General features: G+C 70.4%; 16 protein-coding genes. 6 read left to right on the top strand and 10 right to left on the bottom strand.

The window, feature by feature from the left end:
- Positions 1-6 precede the first annotated feature (6 nt).
- On the top strand, positions 7-465 hold the full coding sequence (locus PV682_RS14960; protein WP_319729751.1) for a cupin domain-containing protein: 459 nt from the start codon (positions 7-9) through the stop codon (positions 463-465).
- A complete protein-coding gene (locus PV682_RS14955; protein ID WP_319729749.1) occupies positions 462-1,685 on the top strand; it encodes a class I SAM-dependent methyltransferase in 1,224 nt (407 codons plus the stop codon). The genes PV682_RS14960 and PV682_RS14955 overlap by 4 nt, the downstream gene beginning before the upstream one ends.
- 3 nt (positions 1,686-1,688) lie before the next feature.
- Here the strand turns inward: PV682_RS14955 and PV682_RS14950 are convergent, their stop codons facing one another.
- Together PV682_RS14950 and PV682_RS14945 are read right to left on the bottom strand one after the other, a co-directional pair.
- Entirely contained in the window at positions 1,689-3,506 is a 1,818-nt protein-coding gene (locus PV682_RS14950) for a thioredoxin-like domain-containing protein (protein WP_319729746.1), read from the bottom strand.
- Between the two features lie 30 nt (positions 3,507-3,536).
- Positions 3,537-3,929: a cupin domain-containing protein gene (locus tag PV682_RS14945; RefSeq protein WP_055718480.1), complete on the bottom strand. Its 393-nt coding sequence runs from the start codon at positions 3,927-3,929 to the stop codon at positions 3,537-3,539.
- Between the two features lie 53 nt (positions 3,930-3,982).
- On the opposite strand from PV682_RS14945, the gene PV682_RS14940 reads away from it, so the two are divergent.
- Positions 3,983-4,990, top strand: coding sequence for a helix-turn-helix domain-containing protein (locus PV682_RS14940; protein WP_319729743.1), 1,008 nt, complete (start codon positions 3,983-3,985; stop codon positions 4,988-4,990).
- On the top strand, positions 4,987-5,481 hold the full coding sequence (locus tag PV682_RS14935; protein WP_319729741.1) for an LURP-one-related/scramblase family protein: 495 nt from the start codon (positions 4,987-4,989) through the stop codon (positions 5,479-5,481). Before PV682_RS14940 ends, PV682_RS14935 begins: the two co-directional genes overlap by 4 nt.
- 42 nt (positions 5,482-5,523) lie before the next feature.
- Here the strand turns inward: PV682_RS14935 and PV682_RS14930 are convergent, their stop codons facing one another.
- Positions 5,524-6,318, bottom strand: a complete 795-nt coding sequence (locus tag PV682_RS14930) for a carbon-nitrogen family hydrolase (protein ID WP_055721813.1) — start codon at positions 6,316-6,318, stop codon at positions 5,524-5,526.
- 188 nt (positions 6,319-6,506) lie between these two features.
- On the opposite strand from PV682_RS14930, the gene PV682_RS14925 reads away from it, so the two are divergent.
- Positions 6,507-7,331, top strand: coding sequence for a maleylpyruvate isomerase family mycothiol-dependent enzyme (locus PV682_RS14925; RefSeq protein ID WP_319729738.1), 825 nt, complete (start codon positions 6,507-6,509; stop codon positions 7,329-7,331).
- A gap of 65 nt (positions 7,332-7,396) precedes the next feature.
- On the opposite strand, the gene PV682_RS14920 is transcribed toward PV682_RS14925, so the two are convergent.
- Complete coding sequence (locus PV682_RS14920; protein ID WP_319729736.1) at positions 7,397-8,638, bottom strand: MFS transporter; 1,242 nt, start codon at positions 8,636-8,638, stop codon at positions 7,397-7,399.
- A gap of 50 nt (positions 8,639-8,688) precedes the next feature.
- Entirely contained in the window at positions 8,689-9,351 is a 663-nt protein-coding gene (locus PV682_RS14915) for a GntR family transcriptional regulator (protein ID WP_319729734.1), read from the bottom strand.
- Between the two features lie 222 nt (positions 9,352-9,573).
- Between PV682_RS14915 and PV682_RS14910 the strand changes: the two genes are divergently transcribed.
- Complete coding sequence (locus PV682_RS14910; RefSeq protein ID WP_319729732.1) at positions 9,574-10,473, top strand: D-alanyl-D-alanine carboxypeptidase family protein; 900 nt, start codon at positions 9,574-9,576, stop codon at positions 10,471-10,473.
- A gap of 17 nt (positions 10,474-10,490) precedes the next feature.
- Here the strand turns inward: PV682_RS14910 and PV682_RS14905 are convergent, their stop codons facing one another.
- Genes PV682_RS14905 through PV682_RS14885 form a run of 5 tightly spaced genes read right to left on the bottom strand, consistent with a single transcriptional unit; the run spans position 10,491 to position 14,424 of the window.
- Positions 10,491-11,162 carry a contact-dependent growth inhibition system immunity protein gene (locus PV682_RS14905; protein WP_319729730.1) on the bottom strand — a complete coding sequence of 224 codons (672 nt, stop codon included), beginning with the start codon at positions 11,160-11,162 and terminating at the stop codon, positions 10,491-10,493.
- 26 nt (positions 11,163-11,188) lie between these two features.
- Entirely contained in the window at positions 11,189-11,506 is a 318-nt protein-coding gene (locus tag PV682_RS14900; protein ID WP_319729727.1) for an RNase A-like domain-containing protein, read from the bottom strand.
- A gap of 21 nt (positions 11,507-11,527) precedes the next feature.
- On the bottom strand, positions 11,528-12,208 hold the full coding sequence (locus tag PV682_RS14895) for a hypothetical protein (protein WP_319729725.1): 681 nt from the start codon (positions 12,206-12,208) through the stop codon (positions 11,528-11,530).
- A gap of 45 nt (positions 12,209-12,253) precedes the next feature.
- The gene (locus PV682_RS14890) at positions 12,254-14,125 is read right to left on the bottom strand and encodes an RNase A-like domain-containing protein (RefSeq protein ID WP_319729723.1); all 1,872 of its coding nucleotides are present in this window, start codon (positions 14,123-14,125) and stop codon (positions 12,254-12,256) included.
- Entirely contained in the window at positions 14,125-14,424 is a 300-nt protein-coding gene (locus PV682_RS14885) for a WXG100 family type VII secretion target (RefSeq protein WP_319729721.1), read from the bottom strand. Before PV682_RS14885 ends, PV682_RS14890 begins: the two co-directional genes overlap by 1 nt.
- Positions 14,425-14,427: the final 3 nt, after the last annotated feature.

Below are 14,427 nucleotides of genomic sequence, written 5' to 3'. Positions count from 1 at the left end.
ACTCCGATGAACGAGCCGCCGATCCTCCCGCCGGACGCCGTCCACACCGACCCGCGCGGCGCGATCACCGCGCTGCCGCCCTTCGCGACCGCCGGCACGATGGTCATCGAGTCCGAGCGCGGCGCCGTGCGCGGCAACCACTACCACCACGACGAGAGCCACCTCATGTACGTGGTCTCCGGCCGCATGATCTACATCGAGGACGACCCCCAACTGGGTATCTGTGTCGCGGAAGTCGGCCCGGGACAGTCCGTCGTCAGCCCCAAGGGCGTCCCCCACACCACCGTCTTCCCCGAGCGCACCGTCTTCGTCACCCTCTCCGACGTCGACCGCGCCGGCCACAAGTACGAGGACGCGGTCGTGCGCGTCGACCCGCTGGAGGAACGCCCGGAAGTGGCACCGTACTTGACGGGCATCGGCCCGCTCGTGACGGGCGAGCCGCAGCGGCGCCGGAGGCGGGCATGAACCTCGGCCGCTGCCTGCTGTGCACGTCGGGCGCCCTGGAGGACGTCCTCGACCTGCGCCCCACACCCCCCGCCAACGCGCTCGCCGGCACCGCGGCCGAGGCCCGCCGCGCCGCCCGCTTCCCGCTGCGCCTGGTCCGCTGCACGGCCTGTACGCACGTCCAGCTGGCGGATCTCGTGGACCGCGACCTGCTGTTCCGCGACTACAAGTACGCCACCGGCGCGGCCCCCGGCCTGGTCCGCCACTTCGCGGCGCTCGCCGGGATGCTCACAACTCGCCACCGGCCCGCGTCCGTTGTGGAGATCGGCTCCAACGACGGCACGCTGCTGCGGCAGTTCGCCGCGTCCGGCGTCCGCGTGCTCGGCGTCGATCCCGCCGCCGAGCTGGCCCGGACCGCGGAGGAGTCCGGAGTCCCGACGCACGCGACGCACTTCGACGAGTCGGTCGCGGAGAAGATCCTCGCCGAACAGGGCCCCGCCGACCTGGTGCTGGCCAACAACGTCCTCGCCCACGTCGGCGACCTCGGCAGCGTCCTGCGCGGGATACGGCGCCTGCTCGCGCCCGCCTCGCACGCGGTCGTGGAGGCCGCGCACCTGCTGCCGATGGCGGTGACCGGGACGTACGAGTTCATCTACCACGAGCACATGTCCTACTTCTCGCTCCACGCCCTCCAACACGCCTCCCAGCTCGCCGGCTTGGCGGTCGTGGACGTCGAGGAGATCCCCACGCAGGGCGGCTCGATCCGCTGCTGGCTGCGCCCCGCGAACGCCGTCCGCGCATCCGACGTCACCCCCGCCGTCGGTGAACTCCTCACCCGGGAACGGGAGTCGGGCCTCCTCGACGCCACCCTGACCCGGTCCTTCGCGGCCCGCACCCAGCGCGTCAACACCGCGCTGTACGACGTCGTCGAGGGCCTGCGGGCGCGCGGTAAGCGGCTGTCGGGGTACGGCGCCTCGGCGCGGGCCGTGACGCTGATGACGCAGGCGGGGATCGACGACGCGATCGGGCTGATCGTCGACGACAACCCCCGCAAGCACGGCTTCCACATCCCCGGCTCGGGCGTCCCGGTGCTGCCACCGGACGCGCTGAACCGCGAAAGCACCGACTACTGCGTGCTGTTCGCCTGGAACTTCCGGAACGACATCACCGCCGGACTGACGGAGTACGTCGCATCCGGCGGCCTGTTCGTGGTGCCGTTCCCGCACCTCACCGTCGAGTGAGCGCTACTGGTCCATCCCCGCGAGCACCAGCGGCAGCCGGTCCGCCCCGCCCTCGACGAGGCGGACCGGCACACCCCAGTCCTGCTGGTGCACATGGCACGCCGGGTACTCGATCCCGGGGTCGTCGTCGCACGACGCGGCCATCGCGGACACGTGCAACACCCCTTCCGCGACCGCCGGATTCAATTCCAGCACCCGCGAGAGATCCGTACCCGCGCCCTCCCCTGCGAGCAGCAGCTCCGGTGGAGTCGACGACACCAGCAGGCGCGTCGAGGGCCCGTACCGCGTGTCCAGCTTCTGCCCCGCCGGCGCCTGGAACACGACGTCCAACCGGAGCTTCCCGGCGGCCACTTCCGTCGCCGCGCGCCGCGTGCGGTGGGCGACCGCCTCGACCCGCACCGCCTCCTCGGGCAGCCGCAGCCGGGTGAGCCGGTGCCGGGCGGACTCGACGACGACCAGGTCGTCCCCGACGAGCACCGCGTCGGACGGCTCGCGCAGATCCGTCGCGAGGGTCGTCACCTCGCCGCTCGCCGGGTCGTACCGGCGCAGGGCGTGGTTGTACGTGTCGCTGACCGCCACCGACCCGTCGGGGAGGGCCGTCACCCCCAGCGGGTGCTGGAGCAGCGCCTGGCCGGCCGCGCCGTCCCGGTGACCGAAGTCGAAGAGACCGGTCCCGACCGCCGTGGACACGTTTCCGTCCGTGTCGACCCACCTCAGGGCCGACGTCTCGGAATCCGCCAGCCACAGCCGGTCACCCGCCGCCGCGAGCCCCGACGGCTGCGCGAACCACGCCTGCGCGCCGGGCCCGTCCACCAGCCCCTCGTTGGTGGTCCCGGCCGCGACGGCGACGGTCCCCTCGGCGGGGTCGTACGCCCACAGCTGGTGCACGCCCGCCATGGCGATCCACACCCGGCCCGCGAAGAGCGCGACGTCCCACGGCGAGGAGAGGTCGATCTCGCGCGCGGGCCCCGAGGTGGGCGAGCCCTGCCACCACTGCCGCCCGGTCCCGGCGAGCGTCGTGACGCCGCCGGTCGCGAGGTCGACGCGGCGCAGCGCGTGGTTGACGGTGTCGGCGACGACCACCGCCCCGTCGTCCAGCAGCGCGAGCCCCTGCGGCTCGCTGAACGCCGCCTCGGCGGCCGTCCCGTCCGCGAACCCGCGCGCGCCGGTGCCGATCCGGCGTACGACGGTCTCGCCGTCCTGCGCCAGCTCCACGAGCTGATGCCGGGTCGTGTCGCTGACCAGGAAGTTCCCGGACGGCAGGACGAGCGCCTTGCCGGGGAAGCGCAGGGCCGTCGGCTCGGGCTCGGGCGCGACGTACGGGCCGTCCCCGCCCCGCAGCGTGCCCTTCGCGCCGTGCTCGGCCTCCAGCTCGGTCACCAGGCGCTCGATCGCGTGCACATGCCCCTCGCCCGCGTGCTGCGCGACGACGTACCCCTCCGGGTCGATCACCACCAGCGTCGGCCACGCGCGCACCGCGTACTGCTTCCACGTCGCGAGCTCCGGGTCGTCCAGCACCGGGTGCTCCACGCCGTACCGCTCCACCGCGTCCACGACCGCCTGGTGCTCCGCCTCGTGCACGAACTTCGGCGAGTGCACGCCGATCACGACGACCGTGTCCGCGTGCTTCTCCTCCAGCTCGCGCAGCTCGTCCAGGACGTGCAGGCAGTTGATGCAGCAGAACGTCCAGAAGTCGAGGATCACGATGCGTCCGCGCAGGTCGGACAGGGTGTACTGGCGGTCGCCCGTGTTCAGCCAGCCGCCCTTGCCGGTCAGCTCGGGGGCCCGGACGCGCACGCGGCGCGGAGTGGTGTCGCTCATGCCCTCAAGGGTGCCACCGGGCACTGACAGTCACGACAGCGCGTGCCCGGTGGTCGCGTCCACGTGGTCCGGGACCTCGTCGTGCCGGTCGCCGACGGTCGACGTGCCCGTCGGTTCGAGGAGCAGGATGTCGGTCGGGACGGGCGCGTACGGCTTGTGCTCCACCCCGCGCGGGACGGTGAAGACGGACCCCTTCTCCAGGACGACCGTCCGCTCACCGGACGGCTCCCGCAGGGCGATGTGCAGCTCGCCGTCGATCACGAGGAAGAACTCGTCGGTGTGGTCGTGCGTGTGCCAGAGGTGCTCCCCCTCGACGTGGGTCACGCGGACGTCGTAGTCGTTCACCGACGTGACGATGCGGGGGCTCCACCGCTGGTCGAAGGAGGCGAGGGCGGCGGCTAGGGAGATCGGTTCGTTGCTCATGCGGATCATGCTGGCGCTGGTCGGCCGCCCCCGGCGAGTGCTAGGAATCGCACATGCCGCAAGGATTCTCGCACCGGAACCGGCCGCCGCACCGGGTGGCCGTCATCGTCGACGAAGGCACCAATCCCTTCGAAGTGGGCATCGCCACCGAGATCTTCGGCCTGCCCCGCCCCGAACTCGGCCTCCCCGGGCGGCTCTACGAGGTGACCCTGTGCACGCCCACGCGCGCGGTGCGCATGAACCACGGGTTCTTCACCCTGACCGGCGCGGCCGGCCTTGAGGCCGTGGACGACGCGGACACCCTCGTCGTACCGGGCCGGCCGGACAACGTCGTCCCGCGCGGGGAGGACGTTCTCGAAGCGATCCGTCACGCGCACGCGCGCGGGGCACGCGTCGTGAGCCTGTGCACCGGCAGCTTCGCGCTCGCCGAAGCGGGGCTCCTGGACGGGCGCAGGGCCACCACCCACTGGATGTGGGCGGACGCCTTCAGGGAGCTGCACCCGAAGGTGCTGCTCGAACCCGACGTCCTGTTCGTGGACGAGGGCGACATCCTCACCGCCGCGGGGAGCGCCGCCGCGCTCGACCTCGGTCTGTACGTCGTCCGGCGGGACCACGGCGCGGAGATCGCCAACTCGGTGTCCCGCAGGCTCCTCTTCGCCGCCCACCGCGACGGCGGCCAGCGCCAGTTCGTCGAACGCCCCCTGCCCCGCGTCCCCGACGCATCCCTCGCCCCGCTCCTGGAGTGGGCCCAGGAGCGCCTGGACACCCCCCTGACGGTCGCCGGCCTCGCCGCCCGCGCCTGCGTCTCCCCCGCGACCCTCCACCGCCGTTTCCGCGCCCAGCTCGGCACGACGCCGCTGGCCTGGCTCACCGGCGAACGCGTCGCGCTCGCGTGCCGCCTGATCGAACGCGGCGAACAACGGCTGGACGTCGTCGCCGCGCGCGCGGGCCTCGGTACGGCCGCGAACCTCCGCGCGCGCGTACGGCACACGACCGGACTCAGCCCCTCGGCGTACAGGCGGCGTTTCGGACCCGGCGGCGGGGAAGCCGTACCGGCATGAGATTCCTGGTACGCGACCGGCTCCTCGGCTTCGGCGAGGACTACTGGATCGAGGACGACCGAGGGCAGAAGGCGTTCCTGGTCGACGGCAAGGCGATGCGCCTGCGGGACACGTTCGAGCTGAAGGACACGCGCGGGCGCGTCCTCGTCGACATCCACCAGAAGATGTTCGCCCTGCGCGACACGATGGTGATCGAGCGGGAGGGCGAGCCGCTGGCGACCGTCCGCCGCAAACGCCTCTCCCTGCTGCGCAACCACTACCGCGTGTCCCTCGTCGACGGCACCGACCTCGACGTCAGCGGCAAGATCATGGACCGCGAGTTCGCCGTCGAGTACGACGGCGAACTGCTTGCGGTGATCTCCCGCCGCTGGCTGCACGTGCGCGAGACGTACGGCGTCGACGTCGTCCGCGAGGACGCGGACCCGGCGCTGCTGATCGCGGTGACGGTGTGCGTGATCCACCTGGCGGAGAAGGAACGCGAGGACGACTGACCCGCACGCGCGCGACCCGGCGTCACGAACCCCGCCGCACCCTCACCGCTCCGGCGCAGCCAGCCCCAGCACCCGGTCCTTCAACGCCGGAAACACCTCCCGCGTCTCCCCCACCTGCCCCGGCTCGAACTCCACGGTGAGGACCTCCTCACCGTGCCCGGCCTCCCCCAGCACAGCGCCCCACGGGTCTACCACGATCGAGTGACCGGCCTGGGGAACCCCGGCGTGCGTCCCGGCCGTTCCACAGGCAAGGACGAACGCCTGGTTCTCGACAGCCCGCGCCTGAGCCAGCAGCGTCCAGTGGGACCGGCGGCGCTCCGGCCAGCCCGCCGACAGCACGAGGGTCTCGGCGCCCAGGTCGACGAGACCGCGGAACAGCTCGGGGAAACGGAGGTCGTAGCAGGTGGCGACACCGACGACGGTGTCGGGCAGACGGACGGCGACCAGGTCCTGACCCGCCCCCATCAGCACGGCCTCGCCCTTGTCGAAGCCGAACCGGTGGATCTTGCGGTAGGTCGCGGCGAGGTCACCGCTCGGTGAGAAAAAGAGGGAGGTGTTGTAGAGGGCTCCATCGGCCCCGCGCTCGGGAATCGACCCGGCGTGCAGCCAGACCCCCGCGTCGGCGGCGGCCTTCGCCATCACGTCGTACGTCGCCCCCCGCAGCGCCTCGGACTCGGCCGAGAACAGCTCGTACGCGAAGGCGCCGGTGGTCCACAGCTCGGGGAGGACGACGAGATCGGAGTCACTGCACGCGCGTACGAGAGCGGCGACCCGCCCCCGCCGGGCTTCGACCGATTCGCCCTCGTCCACGGCGACTTGGATCAACGAGGCGCGCACACTACCACCGTCCTGGCATTCGAGCAGTCCACATCGGCCTACGATCGTCACACGAAAGCACTGCCGGGGGCGACCGCAGCAGCGTAACTTAGCGTGCTAAGACGCCCGCCGACAGCAGCCGACAACCTCCGCTGGCAACGCCGCCACCGACCGCCGCCCGTGTACCGACCGCCGAGGGGTCCCGTTCCGTGAGTCTGCATCCCACCCTCCAGCCCTACGCCGACGCCTGGACGCACTCCATAGAAGCGATAACCGAGCTGGTGGAGCCCCTGGTGGAGGCGGACTGGAACCTCCGTACGCCGTGCCCCGGCTGGTCGGTGAGGGACGTCGTCTCGCACGTCATCGGCCTGGACTGCGAGATGTACGGCGACCCGCGCCCGATCCACTCCCTCCCGCGCGACCTCTTCCACCTGTCGACCGACCTCCAGCGGTACATGGAGGTCCAGGTCGACGTCCGCCGCCACCACACGGCCCCGGAGATGACGGCGGAGCTGGAGTACACGATCATCCGCCGCAACCGCCAGCTGCGGAACGAGAACCGCGACCCCTCGGCGAAGGTCCGCGGCCCGCTGGGCACGGAGCTGACCCTCGAAGAGTCGATGCGCTCCCACGCGTTCACCATCTGGGCCCACGAACAGGACCTCCGCACCGCCCTCGGCCGCCCCGGCAACCTCGACTCCCCCGGCGCGCACATCGCCCGGGACGTCCTCCTGGACGCGCTCCCCGCGATCGTCGCCGACAAGGCGAACGCCCCCCGCAGTTCGGCGATCGTCTTCGACGTCACCGGCCCGGTCGAGTTCCTGCGCACGATCCGCGTCGACATCCAGGGCCGCGGCACCCTGGAGACGGTCCCCGCGCTGGGCCCGGCCGCGTCCTTCGTCCTCGACTGGGAGACGTACGTCCGCCTCGCGTGCGGGCGCGTCACGCCGGAGGCCGTCGCCGACCGCGTCAAGGCCGAGGGCGACCCGGAGCTGACGGCGGCGATCCTCAGGAACTTCACGGTCACGCCGTAGCCGTAGCCGTAGCCGTAGAGAATGGGGGCCGGGGCCGACCCGGCATCCCCCTCACGAAACGCCCCCTACGCGGGAACGTGCACCGTCTCCACCCGGGACGCCACCAACCGCTCCCGCTCCCTGCGCGCCGCCCTCTTGCGCAGCCGCAGCACCTGACCGACTCCGATCGCCTGAAGGACGAAAACGACCGAGAACGCGATCCCGTAGTTGTCGTCGGTGGCGTCGAGCAGGACGCCGATCGCGAACAGAGTGAACATCGACGCCGTGAAGCCGCCGATGTTGGTGATCCCGGAGGCGGTGCCCTGCCGCTCGGGCGGGTTCGCCGGGCGGGCGAAGTCGAAGCCGATCATCGAGGCGGGCCCGCAGGCGCCGAGGACGACGCAGAGCAGCACCAGCACCCAGGTCGGCGCGTGATCGCCGGGGTAGCCGATCGCGAGGGCCCACGCCGCGGCCGTGGCGAAGACGGTCCCCAGCGCCAGCGGCAGCCGCGCCTCGTGGTGCCGGGCGATGAGCTGGCCGTACACCACCCCGAAGACCATGTTGGACAGGACGACGAGGGTCAGCAGCCCGCCCGCCTCGCCCCGCGTGAGCCCCTGGCCCTGGACGAGGAACGGCATCCCCCACAGCAGCAGGAACACCATCGCCGGGAACTGGGTCGTGAAGTGCACCCACAGCCCCAGCCGCGTCCCCGGCTCGCGCCAGGCGGTGGCGATCTGGCGGCGGACGTACGCGGCGCCCTGATGCGGCATCGGGTCGGGCTCGTACCCGTCCGGGTGGTCCCTCAGGAACAGCACCAGCAGGACGAGGACGACGACCCCGAGCCCGGCGCTGCCCGCGAACGCGGCCGTCCAGCCGACGCCGTGCAGGAGCCGGGCGATGACCAGCGTGGACACCAGGTTCCCGGCGACCCCCGCGAGCCCGGCGAGCTGCGCGACCATCGGGCCGCGCCGCGCGGGGAACCAGCGGCTGCCGAGCCGCAGGACGGAGATGAACGTCATGGCGTCGCCGCAGCCGAGCAGCGCGCGCGAGGCGAGGGCGGTGCCGTACGACGGTGACAGCGCGAACCCGAGCTGTCCCGCCGTGAACAGCACGACCCCGATGGTCAGCACCCGCTTCGTGCCGAGCCGGTCGACGAGCAGGCCGACCGGTATCTGCATCCCGGCGTACACGAGGAGCTGGAGGATCGAGAACGTCGACAGCGCGGAGGCGCCGACGTGGAAGCGGTCGGCGGCGTCGAGGCCGGCGACCCCCAGCGACGTACGGAAGATGACGGCGACGAAGTAGACCGACACTCCGATGGACCACATGACGACAGCTCGGCGCCCGCCGGGCGGGTCACCCGGGAGAGTGGAGTTCCTCACCGGACATCGCCCCGGGCGAGGTGCGCGAACCAGTCGACGTGCCGGCGGACGATCGATACGGCCGCCTCGGCGTCGCCGGACCGCAGCGCGTCGAGGATCTGCTCGTGCTCGACGAGGGACTTGGCGATCCGGTCGGGGTGGGAGTGCATGATCGCGACGCCCATCCGCAGCTGCCGGTCGCGGAGTTGGTCGTAGAGCCGGGTAAGAATCTCGTTGCCGCCGCTGCGGACGATCTCGGCGTGGAAGCAGCGGTCGGTGACGGCCGCCGCGGCCAGGTCGCCGCGCCCCGCCTCCTCCTTCTGCCGCTCCAGCAGCTCGGCGAGCCGCTCGACCAGGCCCGCGGGCGCGGGGACCGCCTTGCGGACGGCGTGCTCCTCGATCAGCAGCCTCGTCTCGACGACGTCGGCGATCTCCTGCGCCGACACCGGCAGGACCAGCGCGCCCTTCTTCGGATACAGCCTGATCAGGCCCTCGACCTCCAGGCGCAGCAGCGCTTCCCTGACCGGGGTCCGCGAAACCCCTACGGCGTCGGCGAGTTCGCCTTCGGTGAGGAGGGTGCCGCCTTCGTAGCGGCGGTCCAGGACGCCCTGCTTGACGTGGGCGTAGACGCGGTCGGCGGCGGGTTGTCGGGTCGGTGCGGGGGCGGGGGCCGGTGGCATGTCCACAGGATAGATACAACACGTACGCAAGGGCGGGAACGTTTCACCATGCGGACGGTGATCTTGTCCGAAAGCCCCACCTTCCCCAAGAGATTCAAAATTCCCGGAACCGGACGCACAACTTTCTGTGCTAGGTACGTGTCACAGGTGTGCGGCCACGTTCTTCCCCCCACCCAACCAGGCCGCATTCAGGGGCATTTCAACGCAATCGGGGTATTTCAGTTGATAACCGCACTCAAGGGCAAGCCCGTCCGCAGAGCCGCCGCCGTCACCGCCACGGCCGTCGCGATGCTCGCGACCGGCGCCCTCGCCGCGGCTCCCGCGCAGGCCGCCGCCGCGCCATCGATCGCGGCCAAGGCCGGCTACGTGATGAACAACGCGAGCGGGAAGGCGTACGGCAAGGCCGCCACCACCAAGCTCTCCACCGGCTCCACCACGAAGATCATGACCGCCGCCGTCGTCCTGTCTCAGCCGAAGCTGAACCTGAACGACAAGGTCACGATCCAGATGGCCTACAGCGACTACATCGTCAAGAACAACGCGTCGTCGGCACGGCTCATCGTCGGCGACAAGGTCACGGTCCGTCAGCTCCTCTACGGGCTGATGCTGCCGTCCGGCTGCGACGCCGCCTACGCGCTCGCCGACAAGTACGGCACGGGATCCACCCGTGACGCGCGCGTCAAGAACTTCATCTCCAAGATGAACGCCAAGGCGAAGGCGTTCGGCATGACGAACACCAAGTTCGACTCCTTCGACGGCATCGGCAACGGTGCCAACTACTCGACCGCGAAGGACCTCACCGTCCTCGCCAAGAACGCGCTGAAGGACGCGAACTTCCGCGCGGTCGTCAAGACCAAGTCGTACACGGCCACGACCATCACCAAGACCGGCACCAGCCGCAAGATGGCCGCCTGGACCAACACGAACACGCTCCTGTCCAGCTACAGCGGCACCATCGGCGTCAAGACCGGCTCCGGTCCCGAGGCCAAGTACTGCCTCGTCTTCGCCGCCACCCGGGGTGGCAAGACCATGGTCGGCACGGTCCTCGCGTCCACCAACGCGACGGTCCGCGCCCAGGACGCGACGAAGCTGCTCAACTACGGCTTCGCGAACCTGAAGTAGTCCGGGTACGAGGGGGCTCACCGCGCGGGTCGCGGTGGGCCCCCTCGGCGTTCCGCGACCAGGGCCAGCCAGCCGCTCGGCGCGTACGGGGCGGGCGGGTCGACCTCCATGCCGAGTTCCGCCAGCGCGAGGGCGTACTCCGACTCCTCCAGGCCGAGCGCGAGGAGCTCGTGGATCTCGCCGGTGAGCCGGGCGACGAGGTGCGGATCGGTGGTCGCGCGGTAGTCGGCGACCGCCGCCTCGTGATCCGCGAACTCGTCCGGCATGTCCTGCGAGAACCAGCCGCCGAGGAACTGTCCCAGCTCGGGGAAGCGGGCATGCCACTCCCAGTGCGTGGCGGGGGCCGCCAAAGGTGGCGCCTCCCCCTCCTCCACGCTGCGCCTGATGTGGTCGGCCAGGCAGAGCAGCCACTGCCGGATCCCGTCCTCGGGTACGCCGACGTCCGGCAGCGCGTAGTACTCGCCCAGCCGCAGCCTCAGCCGTCCCGGCGGGTTCTCGGCGTACTCCCGCACCTGCCGCTCCGCCTGCGCGAGCGCCCAGGGGCGGGTGTGCCAGGTGTGGCGCAGGTACGAGGTGAGGGCCTGGCTGGGACTCTCCGGGGTGTCGTCGGCCGGCTGCCCGGTGAACGCGCGCATCACCTGGTCGAGTTCGCCGTAGCGGCGGTCGTGGTCGAGGGGGGTCAGGGGCATGGGGGTCGACTTTCGGCTACAGGCGGCTACAGATAGACAGGGAGGGAGGCGTGTACGACGAACCCGTGCGGACTCCCCGCCTCCCGCCGGAGCACCACCCGCGCGGCCTTCACCTCGACGGCTCCCCTCCCCGCCAGCATCATCGCCTGCAACAACACCCTCCCCACCGCGCTCTCCCGCGACGGCCACGCCGCCTCGATGGTCAACCGGGTACGGGTGGACTGGGCGAGCCAGCGGTGCACGAGCTGCTCGTTGACGGTGACGACGTGCTGGGTGGCCCACTGGGCGGTTTCGCGGTCGGGGTAGGTGGACGTCCGCGTACGGACAGGCGCTGTCTCAGACATGGTCACCGCTGTTCCGGGGTCTCAGTATCCACTGCGGGCATCGGAATGAAACTCGCTGAAATGCCTCTGCCCGCCCAGAATGATCTCCTGGAGGATGTTCCGGGAGATCCAAGGGATTTTCGGCGCCAAAGCCGAACGCAGAGCATCCGCCTCCGGGAAAAGGATCAGCAATTCTTGAGCCTGCGCCACGAGTCCGGTGGCCTTGCTCGCACAGTCCGTCGGATGCAGACTGTCGAATCCCGCCCAAATACATTCGTCGAGCGTCTCGTACTCGTCCGTCTCCACCCAGTATGTGAAGTCGATGACTTCCGGAAAGGTCAGCGGAATCTCCCAGGGGGCCAGGGGGACCTGCTCGTAGTCCGGAACTCCCCGCATGTCGATCTGACGGACGACGAGCGCCAGGTCCGCCAGGAATTCGGTCGAGGGCCGCCCACCCGCGGCAAACTCCAGGCTCTCCTCGAAGCCGTCCGGAAGCCTGGACCTCAGGGGACTCTCCAGCACCTCCGAGACAAGGTCGACCGCTGCCGAGACGGACGCCAAGGGAAGCGACCAGGGGCTGCCGGGACCGCGCTGGATGCTTCGGCACAGGCGGGCGACGTCCAGCTTCCGGTCCGCGCCGCTCGGTCCGCCCAGCCCGGCGGAGACCGAGAGCAGCTTCGGAAGAAATCCGTTGTCGAAAAACCCGCCGTTATACGTTGTCATCCTTCTCGCATCCTTCTGTTCTTCCCTGTTCGCCCCGCGCCGATATCACGGTGTGGTGGGCATCGAGGTCAGGACCACAAACGGCGGGTCCACCCCTTGCTTGTATCGGATCACGACATCGACACTGTGCACATCGACAGCCCGCGCGTTCAGACCATCCTGATCGTAACCGCTTCGCAGAACTGTCCGACCTGTCACGTCGGAGAACGTCAGCCCCAGGTTGAGGGTCGACTTCTCATTGTGATCCCGTTCTCTCCGCTTCAGCCAGTTCTCGACCTTTGTGGCGTTGTCCACGTCGTCCATCGCTTGCTGCGTGTAGCGTTGCGCAGAATCGAGGTCGGTGAAACTGGACGCGGCAACGGGCCGTACGGTCGCGTCCCGAATCACCTGCTGATCCCTGAGCCGTTGCGCAAGCTGCTCGTCCGTCTTTCCGACGTGTTTGTCGATGACGTGGCTTCCGTGGATACCTTCCTGGCCGGCGAGGTCGAGTGCATAGAAATGGTTCTGCTCGTCGGAATCCCTGATGTACTGGTGCTCGGTCCTGAACTCGTTCAGCGACCGCGCCCCGAACGCCTCCGCGCGTGCCTCCTCCGCCGCGTAGGCGGGGACACTGCGACGGGCTTCCTCCAGCGCCGGTTTCCGTCTGGTCAGGTCGTCGGCCAGGTCGTGGATCGTGCTGTTGTAGGAGTCCACGGCAGAATTGAGGCGGCCGGTGTCGATGTTGAGGAGGAATTCCGCTGCGAGGGTGGGGAGTTCGCCGATGAGTTCGGCGAAGTCCTTGAAGCTTTTGATGGTGAAGGTCTTGATCGCGGCGTCTTTGTAGACGTCGATGATGGTGGAGCGGATGCTCGTGACCTGGGTGCTGCACGCGTCGCAGGCGGTGGCGATCGTGCGGGCCGTGTCCTGGAGGACCTCCAGGGAGGGCTGTCGGCCGTCCGTGTGGTTCCACTGGTAGGTCTCGCGTTCCTTGCCCCACGCCGACGTCCCCCACATCGCCGAGCAGAACTGCCGCATCGCGCTCTGCCACTCGTCGTTGCCCGGCGCCGGGTTCGTGATGGAGGCGAGGGCCGCGTCGAAGTCGGCGGCGGAGGTGGTCGCGTCGGTGGCTGCCTGGCGCCAGAGGGCGGCGATCCGGGGGAGGGCCGTGTCGTCGCCGCCGGGCGTGATGTCGGCGACCTTGCCGTGCCGGAGGGCGTGTTCGAGGATCGGCCGCAGGAGGTGGGCGCCGATCTCGCTGAGCGCGCCGGAGACTTCGTCCATGACGGCGTTGCCCCAGCCGTCGTCGCCGTCGGCAGCGCCCCAGCCGAGTTGGGCGACGGGGCCGCTCGTACCGGAGTTCCTCAGGACGTCGGGCGGGTTCCGGGTCTGCGGTACGGCCGGGACGAGCACGTTCGTGGCGTGGTCGGCCGCCGTGTAGTTGTTGGCGGTGACCGTGAGCCCGACGGCCGCGCCGCCGACGCCCTCTGTCGTCCTATTCCATACGTCGAGGAAGAGGCCGGCGACCTCGGCGTACGCTTTCGCGAACGCTTCCGGGCCGGTGCCGCAGCCGACGGCATGTTCGTACGCATCCAGCGCGCCGACCAGTTTCCGGGCGCGGTCGGCGAAGTCGTACTGGGCATTGCGCAGCATGAACGAGGCGTAGTAGACGTGCTGCGGCTGGACGTCGAAGCCGACGCCGACGAGCGGTGGGGTGGTGGGTCTGAGCGCGTCGAGTTCGGCGGCGCGGCGGTGCCGGTCGGAGTCGGTGTCGCCCTGGGAGATGTCCTTGCCGTCGGGGTCGGTGAGGGTGCCGGGGGAGGGGTGGGGGGCGGGGGTGGGCCCTCCGGAGGGGGGTACGGCGGGAGGTGCGGGGGTCGTGGAGGGTGCGGGTGCCGGAACTCCCGTACCGGCGGACGGTGTTGGCGCGGGGGTCGCCATCAGCGCGCACCCCACCCACGCAGCACCGCCCGATGCGCCGCCGCGTAATTCAGGTGACCGGTGGCGACGTACTCATGCAGCCACTTCTGCGCGGCCTCCAGATCCTGGGCGGACCGGTCCCACGTGTCGAGCTTGTCGACGAACACCTCCCGCGCCTCACCCCGCCAGGACAGCACGACCGGCTCCACCCGCCCGTACAGCGCCTCCAGCTTCTCGTTGAGCTGCCTGAGGATGTCCTCCAGGTCGGCGGTGAGTTCCTGAAGTGCCGCGAAGGACACGGTGATCGGCTCGTCCGACATGTT

The organism is Streptomyces niveiscabiei (assembly GCF_033794345.1).
GTDB lineage: Bacteria > Actinomycetota > Actinomycetes > Streptomycetales > Streptomycetaceae > Streptomyces > Streptomyces niveiscabiei.
The sequence above is the reverse complement of the archived record's forward strand: the minus strand, read 5'-3'. Positions and strand labels throughout refer to the sequence as shown.

Coding starts and splice junctions, on each gene's coding strand:
- PV682_RS14890 (WP_319729723.1), bottom strand. CDS start 14,125: ATGGCGACCCCCGCGCCAACACCGTCCGCCGGTACGGGAGTTCCGGCA.
- PV682_RS14940 (WP_319729743.1), top strand. CDS start 3,983: ATGCCGCAAGGATTCTCGCACCGGAACCGGCCGCCGCACCGGGTGGCC.
- PV682_RS14945 (WP_055718480.1), bottom strand. CDS start 3,929: ATGAGCAACGAACCGATCTCCCTAGCCGCCGCCCTCGCCTCCTTCGAC.
- PV682_RS14955 (WP_319729749.1), top strand. CDS start 462: ATGAACCTCGGCCGCTGCCTGCTGTGCACGTCGGGCGCCCTGGAGGAC.
- PV682_RS14895 (WP_319729725.1), bottom strand. CDS start 12,208: ATGACAACGTATAACGGCGGGTTTTTCGACAACGGATTTCTTCCGAAG.
- PV682_RS14905 (WP_319729730.1), bottom strand. CDS start 11,162: ATGCCCCTGACCCCCCTCGACCACGACCGCCGCTACGGCGAACTCGAC.
- PV682_RS14915 (WP_319729734.1), bottom strand. CDS start 9,351: ATGCCACCGGCCCCCGCCCCCGCACCGACCCGACAACCCGCCGCCGAC.
- PV682_RS14950 (WP_319729746.1), bottom strand. CDS start 3,506: ATGAGCGACACCACTCCGCGCCGCGTGCGCGTCCGGGCCCCCGAGCTG.
- PV682_RS14960 (WP_319729751.1), top strand. CDS start 7: ATGAACGAGCCGCCGATCCTCCCGCCGGACGCCGTCCACACCGACCCG.
- PV682_RS14900 (WP_319729727.1), bottom strand. CDS start 11,506: ATGTCTGAGACAGCGCCTGTCCGTACGCGGACGTCCACCTACCCCGAC.
- PV682_RS14885 (WP_319729721.1), bottom strand. CDS start 14,424: ATGTCGGACGAGCCGATCACCGTGTCCTTCGCGGCACTTCAGGAACTC.
- PV682_RS14920 (WP_319729736.1), bottom strand. CDS start 8,638: ATGTGGTCCATCGGAGTGTCGGTCTACTTCGTCGCCGTCATCTTCCGT.
- PV682_RS14935 (WP_319729741.1), top strand. CDS start 4,987: ATGAGATTCCTGGTACGCGACCGGCTCCTCGGCTTCGGCGAGGACTAC.